This is a genomic window from Corynebacterium sp. DNF00584 (assembly GCF_001552965.1).
Taxonomy (GTDB): Bacteria; Actinomycetota; Actinomycetes; order Mycobacteriales; family Mycobacteriaceae; genus Corynebacterium; species Corynebacterium phoceense.
The window spans coordinates 207109-231645 of record NZ_KQ959728.1; the positions used below are offsets into that span (position 1 = coordinate 207109).

Below are 24537 nucleotides of genomic sequence, written 5' to 3' on the forward strand. Positions count from 1 at the left end.
TCCGCAGGGCGGGAAAGGTGGGACCCGTATGAACGCGTATGACCCAACCGGCGCGGTGCGCACTGGCGTGCTGCTGCCGCCCTCGCCGGAGGTGCGGCTCATCCCCGCTGCCGTGGGATCCACGGCGGACCGCGAATGGGGCTTTGACCTGCCGGAGCGCGGCGCGTGGCGTGTGACGGGAGCCGCGGGCACGGGGGTGTCGAGCCTGCTCATCGATACCGTCATCGCGCGCATCGAGGCCGGTGCAGATCCGTCGGGCATCCTCGTCGTCGCACCCTCCAAGGAATCGGGCGCGCTGCTGCGCCGCGAGATCGCGCGCCGGCTCGAGGATTATGCGGCGGCGTCGACCATGGTCCGCTCCGTCCACTCGCTCGCCTTCGCACTGCTGCGCGGCGGCATGGACGATGAGCTGCGGCTTATCACCGGTGCGGAGCAGGACGCCGTCATCCGCGAGCTGCTCGCTGGCCACGTCGACGCGGGGGGCGTGGACTGGCCGGAGAGCGTGCGCCCGGCGCTCGGCATGGTGGGGTTTGCCCGTCAGCTGCGTGACTTCATGCTCCGCGCGCACGAGCGTGGGCTCTCGCCGGCGCGCCTGGAAGAACTGGGCACGCAGTGGCGGCGCCCCATGTGGGCGGCCGCTGGCCGGTTCATGCACGAATATGAAGAGGTCATGGCGCTCTCGGGCCGCAAGTCGCTTTCCGCCGCGGAGCTTGTCGCGATCGTCGCGGAGCAGCCGCAACTCACGGCGGAGCACCGCTGGCACACCGTCATCGTTGACGACGCGCAGCTGCTCGATCCCCTCTCCGGCGCCATGGTCACGGAGCTCGCGCGCTCGGCCGAGCTCGCCGTCGTGGGCGGCGACCCGGACCAGGCGGTCTTTGCCTTCCGTGGCGCGAATGAGGAATTCCTCGATGACTTTGCCACGGCGCTTCCCACCGTCCACGAGCTCGTGTTGGACGAGCCGCGCCGGCGTCCCGCGCCCGCGTGCATCGCGATCGCGGACTCGCGCGCGACGCAGCGCTACGTCGTCGCGGACGCCGTGCGCCGCCGCCACCTTGAAGACGGCGTGGCGTGGGGGGACATCGCCGTCATCGTGCGTGGCGGCGGAGAGATCGGCCAGGTACGCCGCACGCTGCTCGCCGCGGGCGTGCCCGTTCACATCAGCCCCACGGACGTCGTGCTCTCAGAGCAGCGCCTCGTCTCCGCGGTGCTGCAGGCTGTCCGGGCGCTCACGGATCCGCTCGACAACGTGGGACTCGAGGAACTCATCACCGGCCCTGTGGGTGGCGCGGATCCCGTGACGCTGCGCCGCCTCATTCGCGGCCTGCGCCGCTGGCGCCCCACGGTCCGCGGCATCGATTCGCTCCGCGAGGTCTTGGACGGCGAGCTGCCGGACTTCGGTGGTCTGCTCACCGGCCGCGAGCAGGCCATCCTCGAGCGCGTACGCGGCGTGCTCGACGCCGGACGCGCGGCACTGGACGGCAGCATCGAGGACGTGCTGTGGGCTGTATGGTCCGCGACGGGACTCTCGGACCGTCTCCAGGCCGCAGCGCTGCGCGGTGGTGCGACGGGTTCCCAGGCGGACCGCGACCTGGATGCCATGATGGCGCTCTTCGACGCGGCAGGCGACTACGCGGAGCGTTACCCGCACGCGCCACTCGAGTCCTTCCTCATCAGCATCGAGGAACAAGAGCTGCCCACCGGCGTGCGCGACCGCCGTTCCGCCACGCCACAGGCCGTGGAGGTCCTCTCCGCTCACGGCGCTGTGGGGCGCGAGTGGGATACCGTCGTGGTCATCGGCGCCCAGGAAGGAACGTGGCCGTCGCTGGGGGAGACCGGCTCCCTCTTCGGGCAGGAAGACCTCATCGACTACCTCGACGAGGGCATTGAGCCGGACGTCCCGGTGAGCCACCTCGCCGCGCGCCTGCAGGAGGAGCGTCGCCTCTTCCACGTCGCGACGTCGCGACACCGCGCGCGCCTGCTCATCGCCGCCATCGATGCTCCCGAGGGTGACGCGGTCTTCGAGCCCTCCCGCTTTATTGCGGAGTTCGCCGGTCAGGGACTCGACCTGCCCGGCCGCCTTGCGCGTCGGGAGGCGAACGAGCGCCTGCGCCGCACGGCCGTGGCGCGCGAGCTGGGGCTCAACGTGCCAGACGCGCCGGGCGCTGGAATGGCGGTCGGCGTGGATCTGCCGCGCCTCGTCCTCAAAGGTGGCGCGGGCGAGGAACCGGGCGAGCTCAATCCGCTCGTCACCTCTGTGCTGTCCGTGCCGTCCTTTGTTTCGCACCTGCGCCGGATCGTCTGTGACCCCGAGGCCGAAGAGACCCAGCGCGAGCAGGCCACCCGCCAGCTCGCGCGCTTGGCCCACGCTGGCGTGCCAGGTGCTGACCCGGCGCAGTGGTGGGGCGCCCGTGCGGTGGCATCGGAAGGCGAGCTGCGCATTCCGCCCACCGTCTCGCCCTCGCGCGTGGAATCTCTGCTGGCGTGTCCGCTCAACGCGGTGCTGGGCAACGTCGGCGAGGAGGAAGGCACGCCCATGGCGCTGCTGCGTGGTTCCATGGCGCACGCCTTCCTCGAGGCCCTCGGCCGCGGCGTTAACGCAGCGGAGGCCGCTGAGCTTACGCGCGGTGCGTTCGCGGAAATCCTCGATGTACCCGCGTGGAAGCGCGACTTTGAGCTCGCCCAGTTCGACCGGCTTCTCGAACGCACCCGCGCCTGGGTGGCGCAGACGCGCGGCGCCTTCGAACTCGTGGGCGTTGAGGTGCCCGTCCACGTCACCGTCGCCGAAGGCGTGACCATTCACGGCTATATCGACCGGTTGGAACGCGATCACGCGGACAACCCGGCGTATTACGTGGCGGATCTCAAGACCGGCAAGCACGCCGTGACGGGCCCCGAAGCCCAGGACCACGCGCAGCTGGCGACGTATCAGCTGGCCCTGGCCCACGGCACGCTCACGGAACGCAACGGCGAGGTCCGCGTGGCTGACGGCAAGGGACTCGAGCGTGGCGGCGGCGTGCTCTTCTACCCGGCGAGCGAGGCCAAGGACGTCACCGTGCGGGAGCAAGCCGCATGGGCGCCGGAGGAGCTGCAGGCCTTCGCGGATTACTTGCCGGGCCTCGTCCAGGAAATGCGCGGGCCACAGGTTACCGCGCGGATTAACCCCACGTGCGATAGCTGCCAGGTGCGCACCTTATGCCCGGTGCGCCCGGAAGGAAGGATGGTCACCGATGTCGACTAACTCCGAGATCCAGTTTGATCCCATCGAACTCGCGCGCGGCCTGGGCAAGAAGTTCCCGCCCACCGCGGAGCAGGCCAAGGTTATCGAGGGGCCGCTCGGCCCCAAGCTCGTCGTCGCCGGCGCGGGTGCGGGCAAGACGGAAACGATGGCCTCGCGCGTTATCTACCTCGTGGCCAACGGCCTGGTGCGCCCCGAACAGGTTCTGGGCCTCACGTTTACGCGCAAGGCGGCGCAGCAGCTCGAGCAGCGCATCCGCCGCCAGCTGCTCACGCTGCGTGGCTCAGGGCTCCTCGTGCCGGGCAGCCCGGCTTATGAGGCCGTGGAGAATGTGGCCGTGAATGTCTCCACGTACGACTCGTACGCGGGCGACCTTGTGCGCGAGTACGGCCTGCTCGTGCCGGTCGAGCCCACCGCGCGGATCATCACGGACGCGGAGCATTACGCGATTGCCCACGAAGTGGTCACCAACTGGGATGGGGAGCTCATCGCTCATGAGACGGTCTCCACGGTGGTCGCGACGCTGCTCGCGCTGTCCAACTCCATGGACTCGGCGCTGTCAAACCCTGCGGACATCGAGGAACACGAGCGCGCCTTCCGTCTGGAGCTCGCGAGCCTGGACAAGTCCCCGCGCTCGAAGAATGAGTACAGCCAGAACCTGGAGAAGTATCTTCACAAGCAGCGCCTGCGCGTGCAATACCTGCCGCTGCTGCGCCAGCTCAAGGAGCGTCAGGCCGAGCTGCGCGTGACCACCTTTAGCGAGCAGATGGCTGCCGCGGCCAAGCTCGCCACGGAGCACCCCGCGGTGGGCGCGCAGCAGCGTGCCCGCTACCGCGTGGTCCTCCTCGACGAGTACCAGGACACCTCGCATGCCCAGCGCGTGCTCCTGCGCGGCCTCTACGGCGGCGGCTATCACGAGGGCCTGTCGGTGACTGCCGTGGGCGACCCCATGCAGGCCATCTACGGCTGGCGTGGTGCCACGAGCGAGAACCTCGCCGCCTTCGTGGAGGACTTCCCGCAGGCGGATGGCTCGCCCGCGCCCAAGGACCAGCTCACCACGTCGTGGCGCAACCCCTCGCGGGTGCTTGATCTGGCCAATGACGTGGCGACCGGCGTCTTCGGCTCCGGCCCACGCCCGGTGGATCCGCTTTCCGCGCGCCCGGGCGCCGAGCCCGGCGAGATTCAGCTGGGCTACTTCGCGACGGAGGAAGAAGAGATCGCATTCGTCGCGGACCACCTGCGCACAAAGTACAAGGAAGCTGACGGCGGCGAGTTCCGCGCAGCCGTGCTTGTGCGTGCCAACGCGCATTCGGCCGCCATCGCGCAGGCGCTCGATGCGCGCGGCGTGCCCAACGAGATTGTGGGCTTGGGCGGACTTCTCTGGGAGCCGGAGATCCAGGACCTCGTGGCGCTGGCAACCATGCTTGTGCGACCGCAGGATACGGCGGCGGCGCTGCGCATCCTCGCCGGCCCTCTCGTGGGGCTGGGGCTGGAGGATCTATTGGCGCTCGAAGGCCGTGCGCGCAATCTCGCTGACCTGCAGTCCGAGCGCGTGCGCTGGTCCGCGGATTCGGACCCCGTGGAGCACCTGCGCGCGGAGCTCGCTGAACTCATCGAGGAGGGCCCCGACCAGGTGCCGGGCCTGGGCGACGCGGTGGCCGACCTCGCCGAGCGCGAGCGCTACACCCCGGCGGGCCTGGCTCGCATTGAGGAGCTCGCCGCGAAGCTGCGTCACCTGCGCACGTACTCGCTGGGCAAGACCTTGGGCGATATCTTCGCCGACATCGAGGCGCTTTTCAATATCCGTACTGAGGTCCTTGCGCGCGGCAAGGCGGGCGGCACGACGCACCTGGACAGCTTTGCAGACGTCGTCGCTGGTTACACGGGCGCGAGCCTTACCGGCCTGCTCGACTACCTGGCGCTTGCGCGCGAGCACGAAAAGGGCTTGAAGCCTGGCGAGGTCCCCGTGCGCCACGACCGTGTGCAGATCATGACCGCGCACAAGGCCAAGGGCCTCGAGTTCCAGCACGTGTGCGTCCTCCATGCGGATTCGACGACGTATAAAGCGCAGGCCTCGACGTTCCTTACCGTCATGGAGAAGGTCCCAGGCGACGATGATGTCATCGACGCCGGGGACGCGACGCACCGCGGCGAATTCGAAAAGGCATGCAAGGCCTTCATCGAGGCCGACCGTCAGGGCCAGGCCGAGGAGGCCGCGCGTTTGTTCTACGTCGCGATGACGCGCACGGAGGAGACGCTCACCATCACCGGTTCCGGTACCAACCGCGCGAGGGGCAAGGCGAAGAAGGGCCCGTACGAGTACCTTGAGAGACTCCACGCGGCGCACCCGGATCTCGTCGTGCACTGGGAGGTGCCGGTGGATCCGGTTGAGCCTGCCGTCGACGACAGCGTGGCTGAAGGACGTTTCCCCGCGCTCGCCCCGCGGGCGGAGGTTCTCGCTGGCGCCGAGCGCGTTGCCGCAGCCATGGACGCCGCTGCGGACGGGGAGCTTCCGCCAGCGCGTGCCGGTGAGCTCTATGAGCAATGGGAGTCCGAGGCTTCTGCGCTCATCGAGGAATACGCCGCGCTGCAGGAGCCCGTCGTGGAGGTCGAGGTCCCCACGGAGCTAACAGCCTCGGACCTCGTGGCGATTTCGAAGGACCAGCTCATGTTTGCGCGCCGCCAGCGTCGCCCCGTGCCGTTTAAGCCGAATGCGTATGCCAAGCGCGGCACGGCGTTCCACGCGTGGCTCGAGGACCGCTTTGGCGGCGGTGAGCTCATCGGTGAAGAGGAGCTGCCGGGCATCGGCGAGCCGGTGCCGGAAGAAACACTGGAGGAGCTCAAGGACGCGTTCCTCGAGTCTGCGTGGGCGGACCGGACGCCGAACTACGTGGAGCAGGCCTTTGAAATCACCGTGGGCCACGCCGTGGTGCGCGGGCGCATGGACGCCGTCTTTGCGCAGCCGGACGGCAGCTGGCTCATCGTGGACTGGAAGACCGGCCGGCGTCCCACCGGCCGGGACCTGCACGACGCGGAGATCCAGCTTGCGGTCTACGCCGAGGCGTGGCGTCGCCTCGCTCGCGATGGCAAGCCCGTCGCGGCGGCGTTCCACTACGTCGCGGACAACGACACGTTCCAGCCGGAGGACCTGCCGCAAGGGGCGGAGCTCGCCGCGCTGCTTGAGGTTCGGCGTCCGCAGCGTGGCCGTCGCGCGTAATGAGCCGTGTTGAATAAGGAGTGAGAAGGTTGGTGAATCGTTGCGGCGCGACTAGGGTAGGGTAGCTGGTTTACTGTCTCTTATAGGTTTTCTGTCTTCGTGCAAGGAAGGTGTCTCGGCGTGGCTAACGGAAGAACCCGGCGCATGGGCCGGCGTCTCTCGCGACGCATCAAGGCGCAGGTTGAGCTCAACCACCTTCCGGATCACGGCCTGCTTGACGTCATCACCGTTCCGCACGCGCATACTGACAGCCCGTGGAAGTTGCTGGCGCGACGTTTGTGGTGGGCGTTATTACTGCTCATCTTTGTCACGCTCGTGGTCTACTTCGACCGCGACGGCTACTCTGAAAACCTGTCCATGCTCGACGCGGCGTATTACTCGTCCGTTTCGCTCACCACAGTGGGTTACGGCGATATCGTCCCGGTCTCGGCCGGAGCGCGCCTGGTTAACCTCATCATCATCACCCCTGCCCGCCTTATCTTCCTTGTTTTATTGGTCGGTACCGCGTTGTCGGTACTGACGGAAAAGACCCGCAAGACCGTTGAAATCCAGCGCTGGAGGAAAAACTTGAAGAACCACACCGTCGTCATCGGCTATGGCACCAAGGGCGCCGGCGCGGTCGCCGCACTGCTGGCGGACGGCGTGCCATCCAACCAGATCGTGGTCATCGACAATAACCGTGCGGCACTCGCCAACGCGGAGCACCACGGCCTGGTCACCATCTACGGCTCGGGTACCAAGCAAGATGTGCTGAAGATCGCCGGCGTCGAGCACGCGGGCTCCATCGTCGTGACACCGTCCACGGACGATACCGCGGTGCTGTGCACGCTCTCCGTGCGCGAGCTTGCGCCGCGGGCCAATGTCGTGGCGTCTGTCCGTGAGTCGGAGAACCGCCACCTGCTGCTGCAGTCGGGCGCGAACAACGTGGTGACCTCTGCGGAGACCGCCGGCCGCCTCCTTGGCCTGGCCACCGTCACGCCAAACGTGGTGGAGATGATGGAGGACCTGCTCTCCCCGAACGAGGGCTTCTCCGTTGCCGAGCGTCCCGTCCGCGACTTCGAGGTGGGCTCCAACCCGCGCCACCTCGCCGATATCGTGCTCGCCGTCCTGCGTAATAACGAGGTCCACCGCGTCGACACTAACGATGCCGCCGCGCTCAAGCCCGGCGACCGCTTGCTCTACATCAAGCATGACCTGCCGAGCGTCAACGATCCGCTCACGGACGATGACGAAGACGACGAGGATGATGATTAAAACCCATGACTAGCCAGGGGGAAGGCATGTTTCTGCTCGTCACCGCGCGCGGCCTCGTGGTCGCCCAACCGGACGGTGAAGCCGTCTGGCTACCCGAGCTGCCGGCCCTGCCTGGTGGTGGCGCAGCCACCGTCGGCCCGGCCGTGAAGATTGTGCCTGGCTACCACGTCGTCGAGGTCACCGGGGAATTCCTCGAGGCCCACCCCGGTTACGAAACGCTGCGTCCGGTGGACTTCGCCCACGACCGCGTCGTCACTCGCGGCGTAGCGCTGTGGCGCAACCGCAAGCTCAATAACTTCCACCCGTCCACGGGCGAGGAGCTCACCTATACCTCCGGCAATATCGTGGGCCGCACGCCCGCGGGCCTTGAGGTCTTCCCGCGTCTCGATCCCGCCGTCATCGGCGTCGTTACCCACCGCGAGTATCTGCTTCTCGGTCGCAACGCGCAACGCAGCGGCTTCTTCTCTCTGCCTGCCGGCTACGTCGATGTGGGGGAAACCCTCGAGGAAGCCTTTATACGCGAGGTGCTCGAAGAAACGGGGCGGCGCGTGCACGACGTCCGGTATTGGGGCTCGCAGCCGTGGGCGGCATCGGGAAGCATCATGCTCGGCTTCTGGGGCCAGACGAATGACCTTGAGCCCGTCGCTGAGACCGACGGGGAGCTTACGGAGATCCGCTGGGTGACCCGCGCAGAGCTGCCGCGCGTCCCGCTTGCGGCGCCCGGTTCGATCGCACACAGAATGATCATGGAGTGGTACAACAGTGGCGCTTGATTTGTCTGTCCTCGACGAGGACCAGCTAAAAGCGGCCCTCGCGCCGCGTGGCCCGGTGTGCATCCTAGCTGGTGCGGGCACTGGTAAGACCCGCACGATTACCTATCGCATCGCGCACCTCTGCGACGAAGGTATGGTGAGCCCCCAGCGCGTGCTCGCCGTGACCTTTACCAATCGCGCGGCGGGCGAGATGCGCGACCGTCTGCGCCAGCTGGGGGTGGGCGGCGTGCAGGCGCGTACCTTCCACGCGGCGGCCATGCGCCAGCTCAAGTACTTCTGGCCGCAGATTGTGGGCGACCTGCCGTGGAAGCTGTTGAGTAACAAGTTCCCGATGGTCGCGCGTGCCGTGCGCTCGGCGGGGCTGGAGCCGTCCACGGAAATGATCCGCGACATCATTGGCGAGATTGACTGGGCGAAGTCCTTCCTCGTCTCGGCCGACGCGTACCCGGCTGCCGCCGCGAAGTACCAGCGCAAGACTCCCTCGGACCCGGCGAAGGTCGCGCAGGCCTATCGCCGCTACGAGGAGATGAAGACGCAGCCGGAAGGCATGCTCTTGGATTTCTCGGACGTGCTCATCCATACCGCGGGCGCGATTGAGAACTCGCAAGGTGTTGCCGAGCAGTTCCGCGAGCAGTACCGCACCTTCGTCGTGGACGAGTATCAGGACGTCACGCCGCTCCAACAGCGCGTGTTGAATGCTTGGCTGGGGGAGCGCGACGACCTCACCGTGGTCGGTGACGCCAACCAGACGATTTACTCGTTCACCGGCGCAACTCCGGGCTTCCTGCTCGACTTCTCGCGCACATATGAAAACGCCACGGTGGTCAAGCTCCAGCGCGACTACCGCTCGACGCCGCAGATCACGGATCTCGCGAATGAGGTCATCGCTAAGGCACATGGCCGCATTGCGGGCACGCGTCTCCAACTCACCGGTATGCGTCCGGCGGGTCCGGAGCCGCAGTACCACGCCTACGAGTCCGAGCCGGCCGAGGCCCGTGAGGTCACCGGCCAGATTCTTACCCTGCTCAACGAGGGGGTGAAGGCCTCGGAAATCGCGATTCTCTACCGCACCAATGCACAGTCCGTCGCCTTTGAAGAAGCGCTTGCGGATGCAGGCGTGGTCTACCAGGTTCGCGGTGGCGAGGGCTTCTTCGAGCGCTCCGAGGTCCGCGAGGCCGTGGGCGAGCTCATCCGCGCTACCCGCCGCACGGACCTGCCCAATGACCCCGTGGCAATCGCGCGCGCGGCCTTTGCTCCGCTGGGCCTATCCGCTGCGGAACCGGACGGCGCTCAGGCACGCGAGCGCTGGCAGTCCTTGCGCGCGCTCGTGGGACTTGTGGAGCAGATCGTCCACGACGCCCCGGGCATCGACTTGCCAGGCGTATGCGTGGAGCTTCAGCAGCGCCAGGCCAATAAGCAGCCGCCCACCGTCGAGGGTGTCACGCTGTCCTCCATCCACGCCGCCAAGGGCTTGGAGTGGGACGCCGTGTTCCTCGTCGGTCTGCAGGAAGGCTCCATGCCCATTCGCCACGCCATCCGCGCGGGCGACGAGCAAGTAGAAGAAGAGCGCCGCCTCTTCTACGTTGGCGTGACCCGTGCCCGCATTCACTTGCAGTGTTCCTGGTCCCTGGCGAAGAACCCGGATTCCGCGCCCACGCGCAATCGCACGCGCTTCCTCGACGGCATCGTGCCGGAGCTGGAAGAGTCCCGCGGCAACCGTCGGACTTCCCGCGCCAAGCGCTGCCGCGTATGCCGCCTTGCCTTGGACACCCCGCACGAGAAGGCCTTGGGCCGCCACGAGCACTGCGACGGTGGAATGAGTGAGGACGTCTTCTCTTCGTTGCGCGCCTGGCGCTCAGACCGAGCCCGCCAGGACAAGGTGCCGCCGTACATCATCTTCAGCGACGCGACGCTTATGAATATCGCCGAAGCCATGCCCTCTGATTTCCCGGGGCTGCTCAGCGTGTCCGGTGTGGGCGCGACGAAGCTGGATAACTACGGCGCCGAGGTGCTGCAGATCCTGTCGAACTTCCGCTAGCGCGCGTTGGCGCGCTTCCCGGGTTAGGATGAACGGCACAACGCTCAATGCACAACTCGGGGGAGATATGAAGATCGTTTCTGGTCTCACGTGCCATCAGCTGCGCACACACCTTGCTGCAGGCACAATCACCGCCATCACGCGTGGTTTTCACGTGTGGGGTACGCCGACGCCTGTAGAACTCTTGCACGAGTTGCAGCGCCGCCATCCGGGCCTTGTCGCTACTGGGACGAGCGCGGCGCATCTCTATCTCGGACAGGAGCTCGAATTCCCTTTGAGCGTTGCATACGGGCAGAAATTGGGGCCGTCAGCTTTCTACACAGTCAAACGACGCTCACAGCGCACCCATGTGATCGTGGGTGACTTACGCGTGCATCATCCGCTGCTGGCTTTTGACACTGATACTCCTCGAGACCTCGCACTCGCAGCGCTGGAGCACCACTATGCCCACGCGCGCGGCCGGCGCCTGCTCGAACGCCACCGCAGTGGCTTCGAGCGACTTCCGCGTCATACCCACGGGTTGCTCACGCAGGCTGCCTTGTTCACGGACTCTGGGGCTGAAGCTAAGGTCGCGCGTGCACTGAAGGCTCGGGGAATGCGAGTGGACACCAATTTCTTTATCGGTGATTATCTATGGGATATCGTTCTCCCCGACATGCAGGTAGCGGTCGAAATTAACGGTTTCGAGTTTCACTCCAAGCCCGACGCCGTCGTGCGCGCCCATTGGAAGAACAATGATGCTGTCCTTCGCGGTTGGACCACGTTGCGCTACACAGGCACGTGCGTCGCGCACCATCTTGGCGATGTCGTGGAACAAATCGCCACGGCGAAGTCTCCCAATCTAGCCGGCCGGCTTCACCGCATGGTGACGCGATGGCACCACTATTTCACCCGTCAGTACGACGACCCTTGGGGCGCTCGCATCGGTCCGACCGGCTAGCGGAGTATGAGATCTACGTCCAGCACATATAGAGGCGCTTTCGCCGGTGTGGCGAGGGGCTTATATGTGCTGGAGGGATTTTTGGGGGAAGCTGCCGTGCGAGCGACTGTGACGAACATCGCTCCGCATTGGTGGAATGCGCACGAGGGGTTAGGCTGTTGTACCGAAAGTAAATAAACCGATCGGTCTAAAATTTATAGCCGAGACGGTTCAATAATGTACAAAGCTGTTTAAAGGAACTCCTCATGAGTAACACCACCACTGCGAACGCGCAGCCGCAGGAGACCAAGCGCGGACTGCCGGGCTGGGCCACCGGCTTCGGCGCGCAGGTCATCGCGGGCCTTATCATCGGCCTCATTCTGGGCTTTATCGCATCCGGCATGGACGCCGGCCGCGCCGAGGACGACGCCAGTTGGCTGACGACGACGCTCACAGGCATCGGCTCGGCGTACGTCCAGCTGCTCAAGGTCATGGTCCCGCCGCTCATCTTTGCCGCGGTCGTTACCTCCGTGGCGAACCTGCGCAAGGTCACCAACGCGGCCTCGCTCGCCATTTCCACGCTCGTGTGGTTCGCCATCACGGCGTTCTTCTCCGTACTCGTCGGCATCCTGGTCGCCGTCGTTCTCAAGCCAGGTGTGGGCACCTCCGTCGATGCAGCTACCGCCGCCGACCCGTCGCACGTCGGCTCGTGGACCGCATTCCTGCAGTCCATGCTGCCCAGCAACCTCATCGGCTTGGGTGCATCCTTTAGCGATGGCGAGGTCTCCCTGAGCTTTGGCGCGCTGCAGCTGCTCGTTATCTCCCTGGCCATCGGCATCGCTGCTGTGAAGGCTGGCAAGGCCGCGGACCCGTTCTTGCGCTTTACCGAGTCCTTCCTCAAGGTCATCCAGGTCATCCTGTGGTGGATCATCCGCCTGGCGCCGATTGGCACCGCGGCTCTTATCGGCAAGGCCGTCGCGACCTACGGCTGGGACGCCCTTGGCTCCCTGGGCAAGTTCGTGCTCGCTATGTACATCGGCCTGGCACTCGTCCTCGGCGTCGTCTACCCGGCGGTGCTCAAGCTCAACGGCCTGTCCGTTTTTGGTTTCTACAAGCGCGTGTGGCCGGTCTTCTCGCTGGGCTTCGTGACCCGTTCCTCCATGGGGGTCATGCCCGTGACGGAGCACGTCACCGAGCGCGCCATGGGCGTGCCCAGCGAGTACGCTTCCTTCGCCATCCCGCTGGGTGCGACGACCAAGATGGACGGCTGCGCCTCCGTCTATCCGGCCGTCGCCTCCATCTTCGTGGCACAGTTCTACGGCATTGACCTGACGCTCACGCAGTACCTGCTCATCATCTTCGTCTCCGTCATTGGCTCGGCTGCTACGGCTGGCACGACGGGCGCGACCGTCATGCTCACCCTGACGCTGTCCACCCTGGGCCTGCCGCTCGCCGGCGTCGGCCTGCTGCTCGCCATCGAGCCCATCATCGACATGGGCCGCACCGCGGTCAACGTCACCGGCCAGTCGCTCGCCGCCACCATCGTGGCCAAGCGTGCCGGCATCTGGGACAAGGACACCTGGGACGCTGCCGAAGATGGCGTTGCGGGCATCCTCGACCCGGAGTCCGCAGAGGATGCAGAGGACGCGGCTCTCGTCCGTTCCTAATACATCGCGCACCGCCCCGGCCGCACAAGGCCGGGGTTTGTGCGTTTTAGGCTTCCGCCTGGAAGCACGCCGGGCAGCGCGCATGCGGCTCAAGGAACTGCTGGTGCGTGCGGCCAAAGACGTCAATCTCGCGTACCTCGCCGGGCATCCAGCGCACCGGTGTCGCGCCGGGCAGGCCTGGCCTTCCCACGAGGTGGCGCGCGGCGGCCACGATGTGCGCGACACCGGCCAGCGCCACGAGGGAGTCAAGCGAGTCTGTGGGATGCCGCTGGTCCGTCACCGTGACCCAGTGCGGGTCCGCGTCCGTGCGGTGCAGGCTAAAGCACAGCGGGCAAGGCCCCTTGCCGTGCGTGTGGAAGGGACCCAGCAACACGCGGGTATCGAAGGTCGTGACCGGCAGCCACGTGCTGGGCATCGAGCGGATAATCCGCGCGAGCATGGCCATGTGGCGGTCCTCGTCGATGCACAGGACGGGCACGTCCGGGTCGATGCGCTGCACGTAGTGTGCGGTGAGCTCGCCTAATCGTGGCCGACGCACGCGGAAGCCATCCGCGCGCAGCGCATCGCAGACCTGTAGAGCAAGCGGAGACATACCCAGCACGTAGATGGCGTCCGGCGGACGTAGCGGCTGCCACAGACCAAAGGACACGAGCTCGTCCACGAGGCTTGGAGCGCCGTCGCCCACGCCTGCCGCGCGCAGCTGATAAACGAAGCGCTCGCGCGAGACCGAACCATCGAGCTGGCGCAGCGCACGGGCCACGGCGGCGGCATCGGCGACTTCGATAAGCCCCGCGCGCGTCGCGTCGAAACCGAACTGGATGGCGCCGGGATCGCGCACAATAATGCGGACCCCGGGCGTGCGGCGATACAGAACCCCCATGACACTTCCCCCTAGCGTTTAAACAGTGCGACTGCGAGTCTAGCTGAGCCAGCGGTAGACTGCCCGCTATGGAAGAAAGCGCACGTCCGCCGGTCAAAGTCATTCGCTCCGCCCGGCGCCGCCGCACCATCGAGGCGCGGTTTAAAGGCCGCGTGCTGGAGGTCCGCATCCCCGCGCGCCTATCCAAGGCCGAGGAGGAGCGCGCCGTGGAGGACATGCTGGCGCGCGCCATGAAGAAGCGCAAGGTCGCCCCGCTTTCCGATGCCGCCCTTAGCGACCGCGCCGCACGTCTCAACGCCGAAATCCTCGAGGGCCACGCGCAGTGGACGTCTATCCGATGGGTGGGGAATATGACCACGCGCTGGGCGAGCTGCACAACGTCCACGGGCGCGATTCGTGTGAGCGATCGGCTTCAGCACGTGCCCGATTATGTGCTGGATGCGGTGCTCGTCCACGAACTCACGCATACCTTTGTGCCCAACCACAGCCGCGAGTTCTGGGAGTGGGCGGACCGCGCGCCGCGTGCCGAGCGTGCGAAAGGCTTTCTCGAGGCCTACCAACGCTTCGGGCCGGGCGGCGAGCGCTAGCTCAGCCATCCGGCCCGGGGCAGGGGAGAGGTACGACTACTCGTCGTCCTCGGGGTCCTTGTCCTTCTCTTCGGCGCCACCCTCACCGCGGAGCATCTCCTCGAGCTTCGCGAACTCGGCCTCGAAGTCATCTGCCGGGGCGTCATCGAGCAGCGTATCGATGAACTCGGCCGGGTTCTCGATGTTTTCTGCAGTCGGCAGGAAGTCCGGGTGGTCCCAGGCCGTATCGCGCTTGGTGGAGCCCACCGCGATGGTGGAGCGGCGCCACAGCTCGGCGGCCTTGGCAATCTGCGGGGCACCGATCTCGATGCCCACGACCTTGCTCAGCGCGTGCTCGGCCGAGCCGCCGGAGGCGATGCGGCGCGCCCACGCGGAATTCATGGTCGCCACGGACGGAATGCGCTCCGTGAGCGCCTCGGTGACGACGACGTCGACCCAGCCCTCGACGAGCGCGAGGAGGGTTTCCAGGCGCGTGGTGGCGGACGCGTTGCGCGAGGTGATGCGTGGCGTGAGGTCCATTCCCTGCAGCTTGGCCATCGCGTCCTGGATGGCCTGCGGGTCGCCGGACTCGAGGTTGAGCTCACGCGTGGCTTCCTCGATGTGCGAGGTGTCGATGACCAGGCCCACGGCGTATTCCTCCACGGCGGAGACGACACGCTCGACAAGCCACGGCACGTGGGTGAACAAGCGCTGGCGGGCGGCCTCGCGGGCCGCGATGTAGACGAGGATTTCCTGCGCCGGGACCGTGAGATCGCGCGAGATGGCCTCGATATTCTTCGGCAGTAGCGCCGTCACACCAGCCGGGGAGACCGGCAGGCCGAAGTCTGCGCCCGTGATGGCGGACTTGGCGAGCTCGGCCAGCGAGCCACCCAGCTGCATGCCGGTGTTCATGCCGGACATCTGGCGCATCATATTCGCCATCGGGCCCATCATCTCGCGGGCTTCCTCCGGCATGGATTCGAGCTGTGCCTCATTCATATGCTCCGCAACCGGCGTCACGAGACGCTGCCAGATGGGCATGGTGTTCTCGAGCCAGTCCTCCGAGCTCCATGCGGCGACGCGCCCTCCTGCGGTGGGCAGCGCGGTGGCATCGTCAAGCCAGAGCTCCGCCAAGCGCACGGCCTCCTCGACGGCGCGGACATCCGCGTCCGAGGGCTTGGCCGTGGTGCCGAGCTGCTGGCGCGCGATGCGCTGCGCCATCTCGAAGTTCACGGGGCCGGAATTCTCCGGGTTATTCATGGACGAGCCCATGCCGGAGAGCATCTGGCCGAACTGGTTGAGCATGTCGCCCAAGCCACCGGCGCCAGGGCCGCCGAATCCAAACGCACCAAACGGGTTGTCGCCGCGGCGGTTGTTGTCATCGTCGTCGTCGCCATTGTTGTTGGGGAAGGAAAAACCGAATCCATTGCTCATGCCTTCCCAATGTACCGGCCCAGGCGCGGCAGATGGGTCGCATGCAGTCTCGAAATACAACGCTTTGAGCGATCACGGGTAGGCTGTTCATTCGTGAATTCAGCATCGAAGCGCCGCCTGCGGACTGTGACCTGGGGAGCCATCCCTGTTCTCGTGCTCGCTGCGGCCGTGAGCCTCGACCACGTTCCCGGCACGGATATCTCGCTCACCGTGCCTTATGCTGCCGAGGGCCCCGGTCCCACCGTGGATACGCTCGGCGAGGTTGAGGGCGTCCAGGTCGTCGACGTCGAGTCGACGGAAGGCAAGACTGAGGTCGAGCAGCCCAAGGGCCAGCTCAATATGACGACGGTCTCGGTGCGCACCAACATGTCGCTCGCGCAGGTCATCGCGCGCTGGGCCTCGACGGATGACACCATCGTCCCCGTCGAGCAGATCATCCCGCAGGATATGACGCAGGAAGAAGTCACTGAGGCCAACGAGGCCCAGTTCACCCAGTCCGAGTCTGCCGCGACCGTCGCCGCGATGGACTACCTGGGCAAACCCGTGGAAATTGTCGTTGCCAAGGTTATGGATGACGCCGCGGCCGCAGGAGCCCTCGAAGCCGGCGATATCCTCACCTCCGTCGACGGGCAGGCCGTCTCCAAGCCGGAGGAAGCGCAGAAGCTCATCCAGGCCAAGGCGCCGGGCGACGAGGTAAAACTCGGCTTCAAGCGCGCGGCGGATGAGTCCGCGCAGCCGGATGACAAGGCCGACGCTGCCAAGGACGCCAAGGAGCAGACTGCGACCGTGACGCTCGGCGAGAACCCGAATGACAAGAAGAAGGCCCTGCTTGGCATCCTCATGTCCTCCCAGCCGGTCACCGACGTCGAGGTCACCTACAACCTGCAAGACATTGGCGGACCTTCGGCCGGCATGATGTTCTCGCTCGCCGTCATCGACAAGCTTTCGCCCGGCGACCTCACCGGCGGTCACTTCGTGGCGGGCACCGGCACCATCGCCGAGGATGGCACGGTGGGCCCCATCGGCGGCATCGTGCACAAGGTGCGCGCGGCGCGCGACGCGGGCGCGGAACTCTTCCTTGCGCCCAGCAGCAATTGCGCGGAAGCCATGAGCCGCGATACCGGCGACATGGTCATTGCGTCAGTGGACACCATCGCGGATTCCGTCGCAGCTATGGACGCCTTCGCCCACGGCGGCGAGGTAAAGACCTGCCAGCCTTAACCCGCCGACTTTCATGGCGCGGTCGGTTATTCTTCCGCGGCGTCGACGCCGTCGAGGAGGCCGAGCTCGCGGATCTTGTCCTTGGGATCCTGCTCGTCGGTGCTCGTCATCTGCTGCATGACGAGGCCCTCGTCATTGTCGACGACCGTGATGATGGCGGTGGAGCCGAACATCGTCCAACCCACGAGGCGCACGTCATCGTTGTAGAGCAGGCGCGAGGACTTGAGCTCCTCGAGCAGCTGCGTCGTCTGCGCGGCCTTGGTCTCGGATTTAGAGAACTGGAACTGGCCGACCTCGGGGCCTGAGCAGTTGTAGGAATCCTTGAGTCCCGCGCTGTCGCATTCCTCTAGCTCGTTGAAGAACGAGCGGGGCGCTAGCGTGCCAAAGATGTCCGCGACATCTTCCACGGAGTCCGCGCGCGAGGAGCGCGACGCCGAGGACGTCGTGGTGGCGCTGGAAGAAGACGGCTCTAAGGACTCAGATGCCGAAGACGTCGCGGAAGTCGACGCGGAGGTCGTCGCCGCGGGCGACGAGGTGCTCGACGCCGACGTGGAGGTCACAGTGGGGGACGCAGGAGCGGCGGGGGCGGGGGTCTCCGGCGGGGTGTCGGCGGTGTCATCGGAGCCGCAACCAACGAGGAGGGCAGGGATGAGCGCGACCGTGGCGAGACGGGCGAGCGAGTGGGCGGCGGAAACGTGGCGCACGAGAGCCTCCTGAGACGAGTTGTCCTGTGAGTGAAGTCTTCTATCAGTCTAGAGGACGCGGCTAGTAAAGCTCCTCGGGATCCTGCTCTAATCCGTAGCGCAGCGCCGCGATGACGCCGGGGGCGACCTGAGGACCGCCGCGCAGCTGGATCTCGTCCTGGGCGAAGGGGCCTGCGGCCTCGAGCTCTTCCTCGGTGGGGCGCAGCTGCAGCAAGGTCTGTTCAATTCCTTCCTCACGCAGGACGCCGGAGTAGAGGCGCGCCGGGCGTGGGGCGTCGGTTGGCGCCGACGCGACACTAGCCGACGCGTCGTGAGACGCGGTGTCGCGGAAGAGGATCTCCTGGGCGAGGATGACGCCGGCGACCTCGGCTGGCCAGGCCAGGCGCGAGACATAATCCGCGAGCTGCTCCGAGCCGGCCTCGATATTGTCCGGCAGATCGTTTTGCACGACGAGGGTCAGCGGCGAGTCATCGAGGGAGTCGAGCGCGTCGACGAGCAGCTCGGAGGGCACGAGGGCGAAGAGGGTAGGGGCGGCGTCCCAGCCCTCTGCGTGGACGAATTCGACGGCCTCGCGCATGGCCTTATTGAGCGCCTGCTGATTGGGGGAGAGGGAACTCATTGATGACCTCATTCGTTAATGCTGTGTTACTTCCTTAAGCTGGAAGACTATACCGTTTGCTCATCTCTTCGATAACTGATTGGAGTTGGCGTTGTCCACCGGACTCACACGACCCAATGCCCCCATGCGACGGCCATCCCGGCTGTTGGCCTGGACCGTCACCATTCTTGGTCTCCTCTTCTTTGTAGGCCCGCTGCTCGTGGGCTTCTACACGGACTGGAAGTGGTTCGGTGCGATTGATTATCGCGGCGTCTTCACCACGACGGTGCTCGCACGCCTCGCGATCTTCTTCGTCACCGCGATCATCGCGGGACTCATCACGTGGGCCGCGGCGTGGTTCGTGTGGCGCGGACGTCCGGACGACCTCGACCTGGGTGATCTCAACTCGCCGGTCTACGCCTACCGCCAGTCCATTGAGAAGTCCATGGGCGCGTTCCTGCGCGTGCTGCCTCTCCTCGTCGGCATCGTCGCCGGTTTCCTGGCCCAGTCCAACTGGCGTGCGGTCATGCTGTTTATCAACCGACAGTCCTTCGGCGTGGACGATCCGCAGTTCCACATGGATCTGGGCTTCTACGCCTTCCAGCTGCCGGTCTACCAGTTTGTGATCTCCACGCTCTCGCTGCTCACCATGCTCGCGTTCCTCATCGCGCTCGTGGGCCACTACGTGCTGGGCGGCATCCGCATTGGCTCCCGCCCGGCGGGCGTGCGCGGCTCCGTCTCACCGGCGGCGCGCAAGCAGCTGGCGATTACCGGCGGCATCTGGATGCTCCTCGAGGTCGCTGGCTACTGGTTTGAGCGCTACGAGCTGCTGTACAGGGACAACTCCATCTTCACTGGTGCCTCCTACACCGATATCAATGCGTACCTGCCGGCGAAGATCATCCTCATGGTCATCGGCGTCTTCGTGGCCATCGCGTTCTTCATGGCCATCGTGATCAAGGACCTGCGCATTCCGGGCCTAGCCGTCGTGCTTATGCTCGTCTCCTCCGTCGTCATCGGCAACGTGTGGCCGGTGCTCATGCAGCGCTTCTCCGTCGACCCGAACCGTCAGGCGAAGGAAGCGGAATCGATTACGCGCAATATCGAGTCCACGAAGTATGCCTACGGCATTGGCGATGACAACGTGACCTACGAGAACAACTGGGGCGCGAAAGGCGCGTCGGACGAGGCCGTGGCTTCGGACGAGGCGACGATCAATAACCTGCGTCTGCTCGACCCGGACATCCTGGGCGAGACCTTTACCCAGATGCAGCAGCTGCGCAACTTCTACGGCTTCCCGGACACGCTCGAGATGGACCGCTACGAGATCGACGGCGAGATGCGCGACTTCGTGGTCGCCGCCCGCGAGCTTGACCCCAACGCGCTGAGTGAAAACCAGCTCAACTGGATTAACCGCCACACCGTCTACACCCACGGCAACGGCTTCATTGCGGCCGAGGCCAACAAGGTCGACGAGGTCGCCCGTGACGCCGGCTCCACCCGTGGTGGCTACCCGGTCTTTACCGTCTCTGACCTCCAGACCAAGGCCGGCAAGGAGGCCGAGGGTGAGGGTGAGACCAAGGACGCCGAGTCCTCCTTGGGCATCAACGTCGAGGAGCCGCGCATCTACTTCGGCCCCGTCATCGCCTCGGCGCGCGACGGCCGTGACTACGCCATCGTGGGCAAGACAGGTAACGAGTCCGTCGAATACGACACGGACCAGTCCACCTACACCTATGAGGGCTCCGGCGGCGTCGGCATCGGCAATATCGTCGACCGCACGGCGTACGCCCTCAAGTACGGCGAGATGAACTTCCTGCTCTCTGATCGCGTCGGTGCGGAGTCCAAGATTCTCTACGAGCGCGACCCGCGTCAGCGCGTCGAGGAAGTCGCCCCGTGGCTCACCACCGACTCGAAGACCTACCCGGCCGTCATCGACGGCCGTATCAAGTGGATCGTCGACGGCTACACCACGCTGTCCAACCTGCCGTACTCCCAGCGCACCTCGCTCGCGGATGAGACGCAGGACGCGCTCAGCCCCGACGGCACGACGCAGCGCCTCATCAACGACCAGGTGGGCTACATTCGCAACTCCGTGAAGGCCACCGTCGACGCGTATGACGGCTCGGTCTCCCTCTACGAGTTCGATACCGAAGACCCCGTCCTCAAGGCTTGGGAGGGCGTCTTCCCGGGCGTTGTGAAGCCGAACTCTGAGATCTCTGAGGAGCTGCGCGACCACCTGCGCTACCCGGAGGACATGTTCAAGGTCCAGCGCAACCTGCTGGCCCGCTACCACGTCTCCGATCCGGGCGTCTTCTTCAACAACGACGCGTTCTGGTCCGTCCCGCAGGATCCCAATGCCGCCGAGGGCACCAACGCGCTGTCTCAGCCGCCGTACTACGTCATGGCCGCTGATCCGGAGACGAAGAAGCCGAGCTTCCAGCTCATCACCACCTTCCGTGGCTTGAAGCGTGAGTTCCTCTCCGCCCACATGTCCGCGTCCTCGGACCCGGACAATTACGGCAAGATCACCGTCCGCGTCCTGCCCACGGACACGCAGACGCTTGGCCCCAAGCAGGCCCAGGACGCCATGATGTCCTCGGACCAGGTCGCCCGCGACCGCTCGCTATGGGAGTCCACGAACCAGCTGCAGAACGGCAACCTGCTTGCCCTCCCCGTCGGCGACGGCGAGCTGCTCTATCTCGAGCCCATCTACTCCAAGCGTAAGAACCAGGAATCCGCGTTCCCCAAGCTCCTGCGCGTGCTCGTGTCCTACAAGGGCTCCATTGGTTACGCGCCCACCATCTCTGAGGCGCTCAGCCAGGTGGGCATCGACCCGAAGGCTGCTCAGGACATCGAGGAGATCGACGGCGACACCGGTTCCACCGACGCTCAGCCTTCCGATGCCCCCACCTCCGGCGATGCCGACAAGGCAATCACCCCCTCGGCTCCGGCGTCCGCGCCGGCGAGCTCCAACGAGGGTGAGGCCATCAACGCCATCAACGACGCGCTCAAGGGCATCGAGGACGCCCGCGACGGCTCCCACGAGGAGTACGGCAAGGCTCTCGACAAACTCGACAAGGCGGTCAAGGAGTACCAGAACCTCAACAAGTAAGCGCTACCCCGCGTGAAACCATCGCCAGGGTTCCCTTTTATACGGGATGCCCTGGCGATTTTGTCTAGTCGGAGACGGTATGTATAGTTACAGGGGTCGCCACGGAGGGCGCAAGCCTTCCAGTCGATAGTGAAACTCTTTGTTTCACGCGTCGCGGGGTGGAGCAGCTCGGTAGCTCGCTGGGCTCATAACCCAGAGGTCGTAGGTTCGAATCCTGCCCCCGCTACCAACTTCCAAGCCCCTACCAGGAGAAACACTGGTAGGGGCTTTAGTTATTTCTCTTAAGGCGCACGTCCTGGGACTCAAATCGGGACTTTAGCGATGGCATTTTGTCACTTAAGCCGGTTTGGAAGTGATGGGGTTAAGTGACAATTTTCGATTTTGTGACCTTGGATGACTGTGTCGTTTTGAGGAGTCGTCTGCACGGATTTCAGAAGTCCTCTGTACTATCGCCATCCACTCCGGAGAGGCCGCGAACGTTCGTCCACTTCATCTGGAACGCGATTCGACAGAGCGCATTCAATACGATGGTCTTTTTCTCCCTGCGAAGGATGGGGGCAGTTTAGGGTGCCAGGGTGTTGACCAGATCGAGGAATTCCTCAGCGTAGGCAATTTGCTTGCGTAGCTTTTCGTAGCGGGTGCGCGTCTCCTCACGAATGTCGGCAAGGGTGGCCTTGGCATTACTCCGTGCCTGCTGTGCGGTATCACTTTCCTGCCCGCCATCTGAACTATGAAGAATCTCCGCAGCTTCCAGGAATTCCCGCATCTGATCCAGAGTAAACCCCAGCGGTTTCATCCGTCGCACCAGCAAAACACGACGTACATCAGCCTCACTATAAAGCCTGAACCCACCAGGGCTACGCCCCGATGGGGTAATCAGGCCGACGTTGTCATAATAACGCAAGGTGGGAATCGACAACCCCGTCTGGTCAACGACCTCGCCGATCTTGAAATTACTGTTTTGCATTGCCTGTTCTCCTTCACGGTGATGTTGCCCACGGGTTCCTGTGCCTGGGTTGGCGGTTGAGTAAAACTCCCGCTACCATGACCACCATCACCAAACCTAAAGTTACTAGAGGGTTGGATTCCTTTCGGGCGTTCGCCCAGTTACCTATCCCCTCAAAGATTGGACATCTATGACTGAAACTAGCACGGCGGCCCCCCGCCCCCTCCTGAGTCCAGACGGCGCTGATGCCCCTACCGGGATCATCGCATCCTTCCGTTACGCATTTTCTTCCCCCGCCCGTATCCGTATAGAGATTCTGGCCGGACTGGCGGTATCCCTGGCGCTGATCCCTGAGGCCATTGCCTTTTCCATCCTTGCCGGTGTTGACCCAGCCATGGGTCTGTTTTCCTCGGTAGTCATGGCCATTGCGATCGCCTTTACCGGTGGCCGCCCGGCAATGATCACCGGCGCCACCGGGGCTATTGCCCTAGTCATTGCTCCTGTGGCGCGTGGTTACGGGATGGATTATTTCATCGCCACCGTCCTGTTGGGCGGTGTCCTACAAATCGTGCTCGGCGCCCTCGGTGTGGCGAAACTTCAGCGTTTTATCCCCCGATCGGTGATGCTGGGTTTCGTCAATGCACTGGGCATTATGATTTTCACCGCCCAACTCGAACACCTCATTGATGTGCCTTGGATAGTCTACCCACTCGTCGGCTTGGGTGTGGTGATCATGATTTTCTTCCCCAAGCTCACCAGTGTGATCCCCGCCCCGCTGGTCACGATTATCGTGCTCACCGGTTTGGTCATTGCCGCCGGTTTGACTGTCCCGACGGTCTCGGACATGGGCAAGATGCCGGAGACCTTACCGTCCCTGTTTATTCCGAACGTGCCGTGGACGTTGGAGACCCTGCAGATCATCGCGCCTTATGCCCTGGCCATGGCCGTGGTCGGTCTCATGGAATCGTTGATGACCGCCAAGCTCGTCGATGACATCACCGACACTCATTCCGATAAAACTCGTGAATCCTGGGGACAGGGGGTGGCTAATATTGCCTCCGGTTTCTTCGGCGGCATGGGTGGCTGCGCGATGATCGGTCAAACCATGATCAACGTCCGCGAATCCGGGGCACGTACCCGCCTATCCACCCTGTTAGCCGGTGTGTTCCTGCTGGTCCTGGTCCTGGCACTGGGCGACATCGTTGGCATGATCCCGATGGCTGCGCTGGTGGCAATCATGATCATGGTCTCGGTCGGCACCATCGACTGGCACTCGGTGCATCCACGCACCCTTAAACTCATGCCGGTCTCTGAGACCATTGTTATGGCCGTGACGATTATTGCCACCCTAGCCACCAGCAACCTGGCCATTGGTGTGGTGTTGGGTGTGGTCACCGCGATGATCATGTTCGCCCGTCGGATGGCACATATCGCTTCCATTGAAAAGGTCTCCGAGATCGACGGCGACGGCGATGGCGAGATTGATACTCGTACCTACCGGGTGCATGGCCAGTTGTTTTGGGCATCAAGCAATGACCTGGTTTATCGCTTTGATTACACCGATTCTGCCCGTCATATCACTATTGATCTCACTGAGGCGGAGATCTGGGATGCCTCCACGGTCGCGACCTTTGACGCGATTACGCAGAAGTTCCAGGACAGAGGCAAAACCGTGTCCATTATCGGGCTCGACGGTCCCAGTCAGGACCGGCTGAACCGCCTGTCTGGCCGGCTTGGCACCGGCCACTAACATCCCCCGACTCGAGCACATCGACTTGGCGCCCCAACTTATAACCGGGGCGCCAGTTTATTGGTGCTGTTGCAAAGTTGGGGCATAGGAAGAGCATAAAAGAAGCGTAGCGGTTAACCGCTACGCTGTGTTGTGGGGATTTTTACTTTTTACGGTGCACGTGTTCTAGTTAGTGGTTCGTTTCTGAAGCGTCCTGGGTTTAGTTCCTACCTCAGCT

16 protein-coding genes and 1 tRNA gene are annotated in these 24537 nt (G+C 64.7%); 12 read left to right on the plus strand and 5 right to left on the minus strand.

The annotated features are described in order from the left end of the window. Positions 1 to 28 precede the first annotated feature (28 nt). The 7 genes from HMPREF0307_RS01380 to HMPREF0307_RS01410 all read left to right on the plus strand — a co-directional run bounded on the left by HMPREF0307_RS01380 (position 29) and on the right by HMPREF0307_RS01410 (position 13106). Complete coding sequence (locus HMPREF0307_RS01380) at positions 29 to 3241, plus strand: ATP-dependent helicase (protein ID WP_082723166.1); 3213 nt, start codon at positions 29 to 31, stop codon at positions 3239 to 3241. Continuing rightward, complete coding sequence (locus HMPREF0307_RS01385; RefSeq protein ID WP_066485497.1) at positions 3231 to 6455, plus strand: ATP-dependent helicase; 3225 nt, start codon at positions 3231 to 3233, stop codon at positions 6453 to 6455. The genes HMPREF0307_RS01380 and HMPREF0307_RS01385 overlap by 11 nt, the downstream gene beginning before the upstream one ends. 144 nt (positions 6456 to 6599) lie before the next feature. After that, positions 6600 to 7709 carry a potassium channel family protein gene (locus tag HMPREF0307_RS01390; RefSeq protein WP_066485499.1) on the plus strand — a complete coding sequence of 370 codons (1110 nt, stop codon included), beginning with the start codon at positions 6600 to 6602 and terminating at the stop codon, positions 7707 to 7709. Between the two features lie 5 nt (positions 7710 to 7714). After that, positions 7715 to 8482: an NAD(+) diphosphatase gene (locus tag HMPREF0307_RS01395; protein ID WP_230384195.1), complete on the plus strand. Its 768-nt coding sequence runs from the start codon at positions 7715 to 7717 to the stop codon at positions 8480 to 8482. Continuing rightward, a complete protein-coding gene (locus HMPREF0307_RS01400; protein ID WP_066485503.1) occupies positions 8472 to 10520 on the plus strand; it encodes an ATP-dependent DNA helicase UvrD2 in 2049 nt (682 codons plus the stop codon). Before HMPREF0307_RS01395 ends, HMPREF0307_RS01400 begins: the two co-directional genes overlap by 11 nt. Positions 10521 to 10587: 67 nt before the next feature. Further along, positions 10588 to 11460: an endonuclease domain-containing protein gene (locus HMPREF0307_RS12795; RefSeq protein WP_141759150.1), complete on the plus strand. Its 873-nt coding sequence runs from the start codon at positions 10588 to 10590 to the stop codon at positions 11458 to 11460. A gap of 245 nt (positions 11461 to 11705) precedes the next feature. Then, a complete protein-coding gene (locus tag HMPREF0307_RS01410) occupies positions 11706 to 13106 on the plus strand; it encodes a dicarboxylate/amino acid:cation symporter (protein WP_066485516.1) in 1401 nt (466 codons plus the stop codon). Between the two features lie 46 nt (positions 13107 to 13152). Here the strand turns inward: HMPREF0307_RS01410 and HMPREF0307_RS01415 are convergent, their stop codons facing one another. Next, on the minus strand, positions 13153 to 13986 hold the full coding sequence (locus tag HMPREF0307_RS01415; protein WP_066485519.1) for a hypothetical protein: 834 nt from the start codon (positions 13984 to 13986) through the stop codon (positions 13153 to 13155). 68 nt (positions 13987 to 14054) lie between these two features. On the opposite strand from HMPREF0307_RS01415, the gene HMPREF0307_RS01420 reads away from it, so the two are divergent. Then, positions 14055 to 14573: a M48 metallopeptidase family protein gene (locus HMPREF0307_RS01420; RefSeq protein WP_066485529.1), complete on the plus strand. Its 519-nt coding sequence runs from the start codon at positions 14055 to 14057 to the stop codon at positions 14571 to 14573. Positions 14574 to 14609: 36 nt separating this feature from the next. Here the strand turns inward: HMPREF0307_RS01420 and HMPREF0307_RS01425 are convergent, their stop codons facing one another. Then, complete coding sequence (locus HMPREF0307_RS01425; protein ID WP_066485531.1) at positions 14610 to 15986, minus strand: zinc-dependent metalloprotease; 1377 nt, start codon at positions 15984 to 15986, stop codon at positions 14610 to 14612. A 93-nt stretch (positions 15987 to 16079) separates the two neighbouring features. Here HMPREF0307_RS01425 and HMPREF0307_RS01430 point away from each other — a divergent pair, with 93 nt between their 5' ends. Then, entirely contained in the window at positions 16080 to 17207 is a 1128-nt protein-coding gene (locus tag HMPREF0307_RS01430) for a YlbL family protein (RefSeq protein ID WP_066485533.1), read from the plus strand. A 26-nt stretch (positions 17208 to 17233) separates the two neighbouring features. Here HMPREF0307_RS01430 and HMPREF0307_RS01435 read toward each other — a convergent pair whose 3' ends face one another. Then, the gene (locus HMPREF0307_RS01435; RefSeq protein WP_070594164.1) at positions 17234 to 17911 is read right to left on the minus strand and encodes a hypothetical protein; all 678 of its coding nucleotides are present in this window, start codon (positions 17909 to 17911) and stop codon (positions 17234 to 17236) included. Positions 17912 to 17972: 61 nt separating this feature from the next. Then, complete coding sequence (locus tag HMPREF0307_RS01440) at positions 17973 to 18530, minus strand: PPA1309 family protein (RefSeq protein WP_066485535.1); 558 nt, start codon at positions 18528 to 18530, stop codon at positions 17973 to 17975. Positions 18531 to 18654: 124 nt separating this feature from the next. Here HMPREF0307_RS01440 and HMPREF0307_RS01445 point away from each other — a divergent pair, with 124 nt between their 5' ends. Beyond that, positions 18655 to 21624: a UPF0182 family protein gene (locus HMPREF0307_RS01445; protein WP_066485539.1), complete on the plus strand. Its 2970-nt coding sequence runs from the start codon at positions 18655 to 18657 to the stop codon at positions 21622 to 21624. A 152-nt stretch (positions 21625 to 21776) separates the two neighbouring features. Continuing rightward, positions 21777 to 21853: transfer RNA gene (locus HMPREF0307_RS01450), tRNA-Met, on the plus strand. Between the two features lie 333 nt (positions 21854 to 22186). On the opposite strand, the gene HMPREF0307_RS01455 is transcribed toward HMPREF0307_RS01450, so the two are convergent. Then, positions 22187 to 22591: a MerR family transcriptional regulator gene (locus tag HMPREF0307_RS01455; RefSeq protein ID WP_034664654.1), complete on the minus strand. Its 405-nt coding sequence runs from the start codon at positions 22589 to 22591 to the stop codon at positions 22187 to 22189. 169 nt (positions 22592 to 22760) lie between these two features. Here HMPREF0307_RS01455 and HMPREF0307_RS01460 point away from each other — a divergent pair, with 169 nt between their 5' ends. After that, on the plus strand, positions 22761 to 24320 hold the full coding sequence (locus HMPREF0307_RS01460) for a SulP family inorganic anion transporter (protein ID WP_034664651.1): 1560 nt from the start codon (positions 22761 to 22763) through the stop codon (positions 24318 to 24320). The last annotated feature ends 217 nt before the right edge of the window (positions 24321 to 24537 follow it).

Coding starts and splice junctions, on each gene's coding strand:
- HMPREF0307_RS01380 (WP_082723166.1), top strand. CDS start 29: ATGAACGCGTATGACCCAACCGGCGCGGTGCGCACTGGCGTGCTGCTG.
- HMPREF0307_RS01385 (WP_066485497.1), top strand. CDS start 3,231: ATGTCGACTAACTCCGAGATCCAGTTTGATCCCATCGAACTCGCGCGC.
- HMPREF0307_RS01390 (WP_066485499.1), top strand. CDS start 6,600: ATGGGCCGGCGTCTCTCGCGACGCATCAAGGCGCAGGTTGAGCTCAAC.
- HMPREF0307_RS01395 (WP_230384195.1), top strand. CDS start 7,715: ATGACTAGCCAGGGGGAAGGCATGTTTCTGCTCGTCACCGCGCGCGGC.
- HMPREF0307_RS12795 (WP_141759150.1), top strand. CDS start 10,588: ATGAAGATCGTTTCTGGTCTCACGTGCCATCAGCTGCGCACACACCTT.
- HMPREF0307_RS01410 (WP_066485516.1), top strand. CDS start 11,706: ATGAGTAACACCACCACTGCGAACGCGCAGCCGCAGGAGACCAAGCGC.
- HMPREF0307_RS01415 (WP_066485519.1), bottom strand. CDS start 13,986: ATGGGGGTTCTGTATCGCCGCACGCCCGGGGTCCGCATTATTGTGCGC.
- HMPREF0307_RS01420 (WP_066485529.1), top strand. CDS start 14,055: ATGGAAGAAAGCGCACGTCCGCCGGTCAAAGTCATTCGCTCCGCCCGG.
- HMPREF0307_RS01425 (WP_066485531.1), bottom strand. CDS start 15,986: ATGAGCAATGGATTCGGTTTTTCCTTCCCCAACAACAATGGCGACGAC.
- HMPREF0307_RS01440 (WP_066485535.1), bottom strand. CDS start 18,530: ATGAGTTCCCTCTCCCCCAATCAGCAGGCGCTCAATAAGGCCATGCGC.
- HMPREF0307_RS01445 (WP_066485539.1), top strand. CDS start 18,655: ATGCGACGGCCATCCCGGCTGTTGGCCTGGACCGTCACCATTCTTGGT.
- HMPREF0307_RS01455 (WP_034664654.1), bottom strand. CDS start 22,591: ATGCAAAACAGTAATTTCAAGATCGGCGAGGTCGTTGACCAGACGGGG.
- HMPREF0307_RS01460 (WP_034664651.1), top strand. CDS start 22,761: ATGACTGAAACTAGCACGGCGGCCCCCCGCCCCCTCCTGAGTCCAGAC.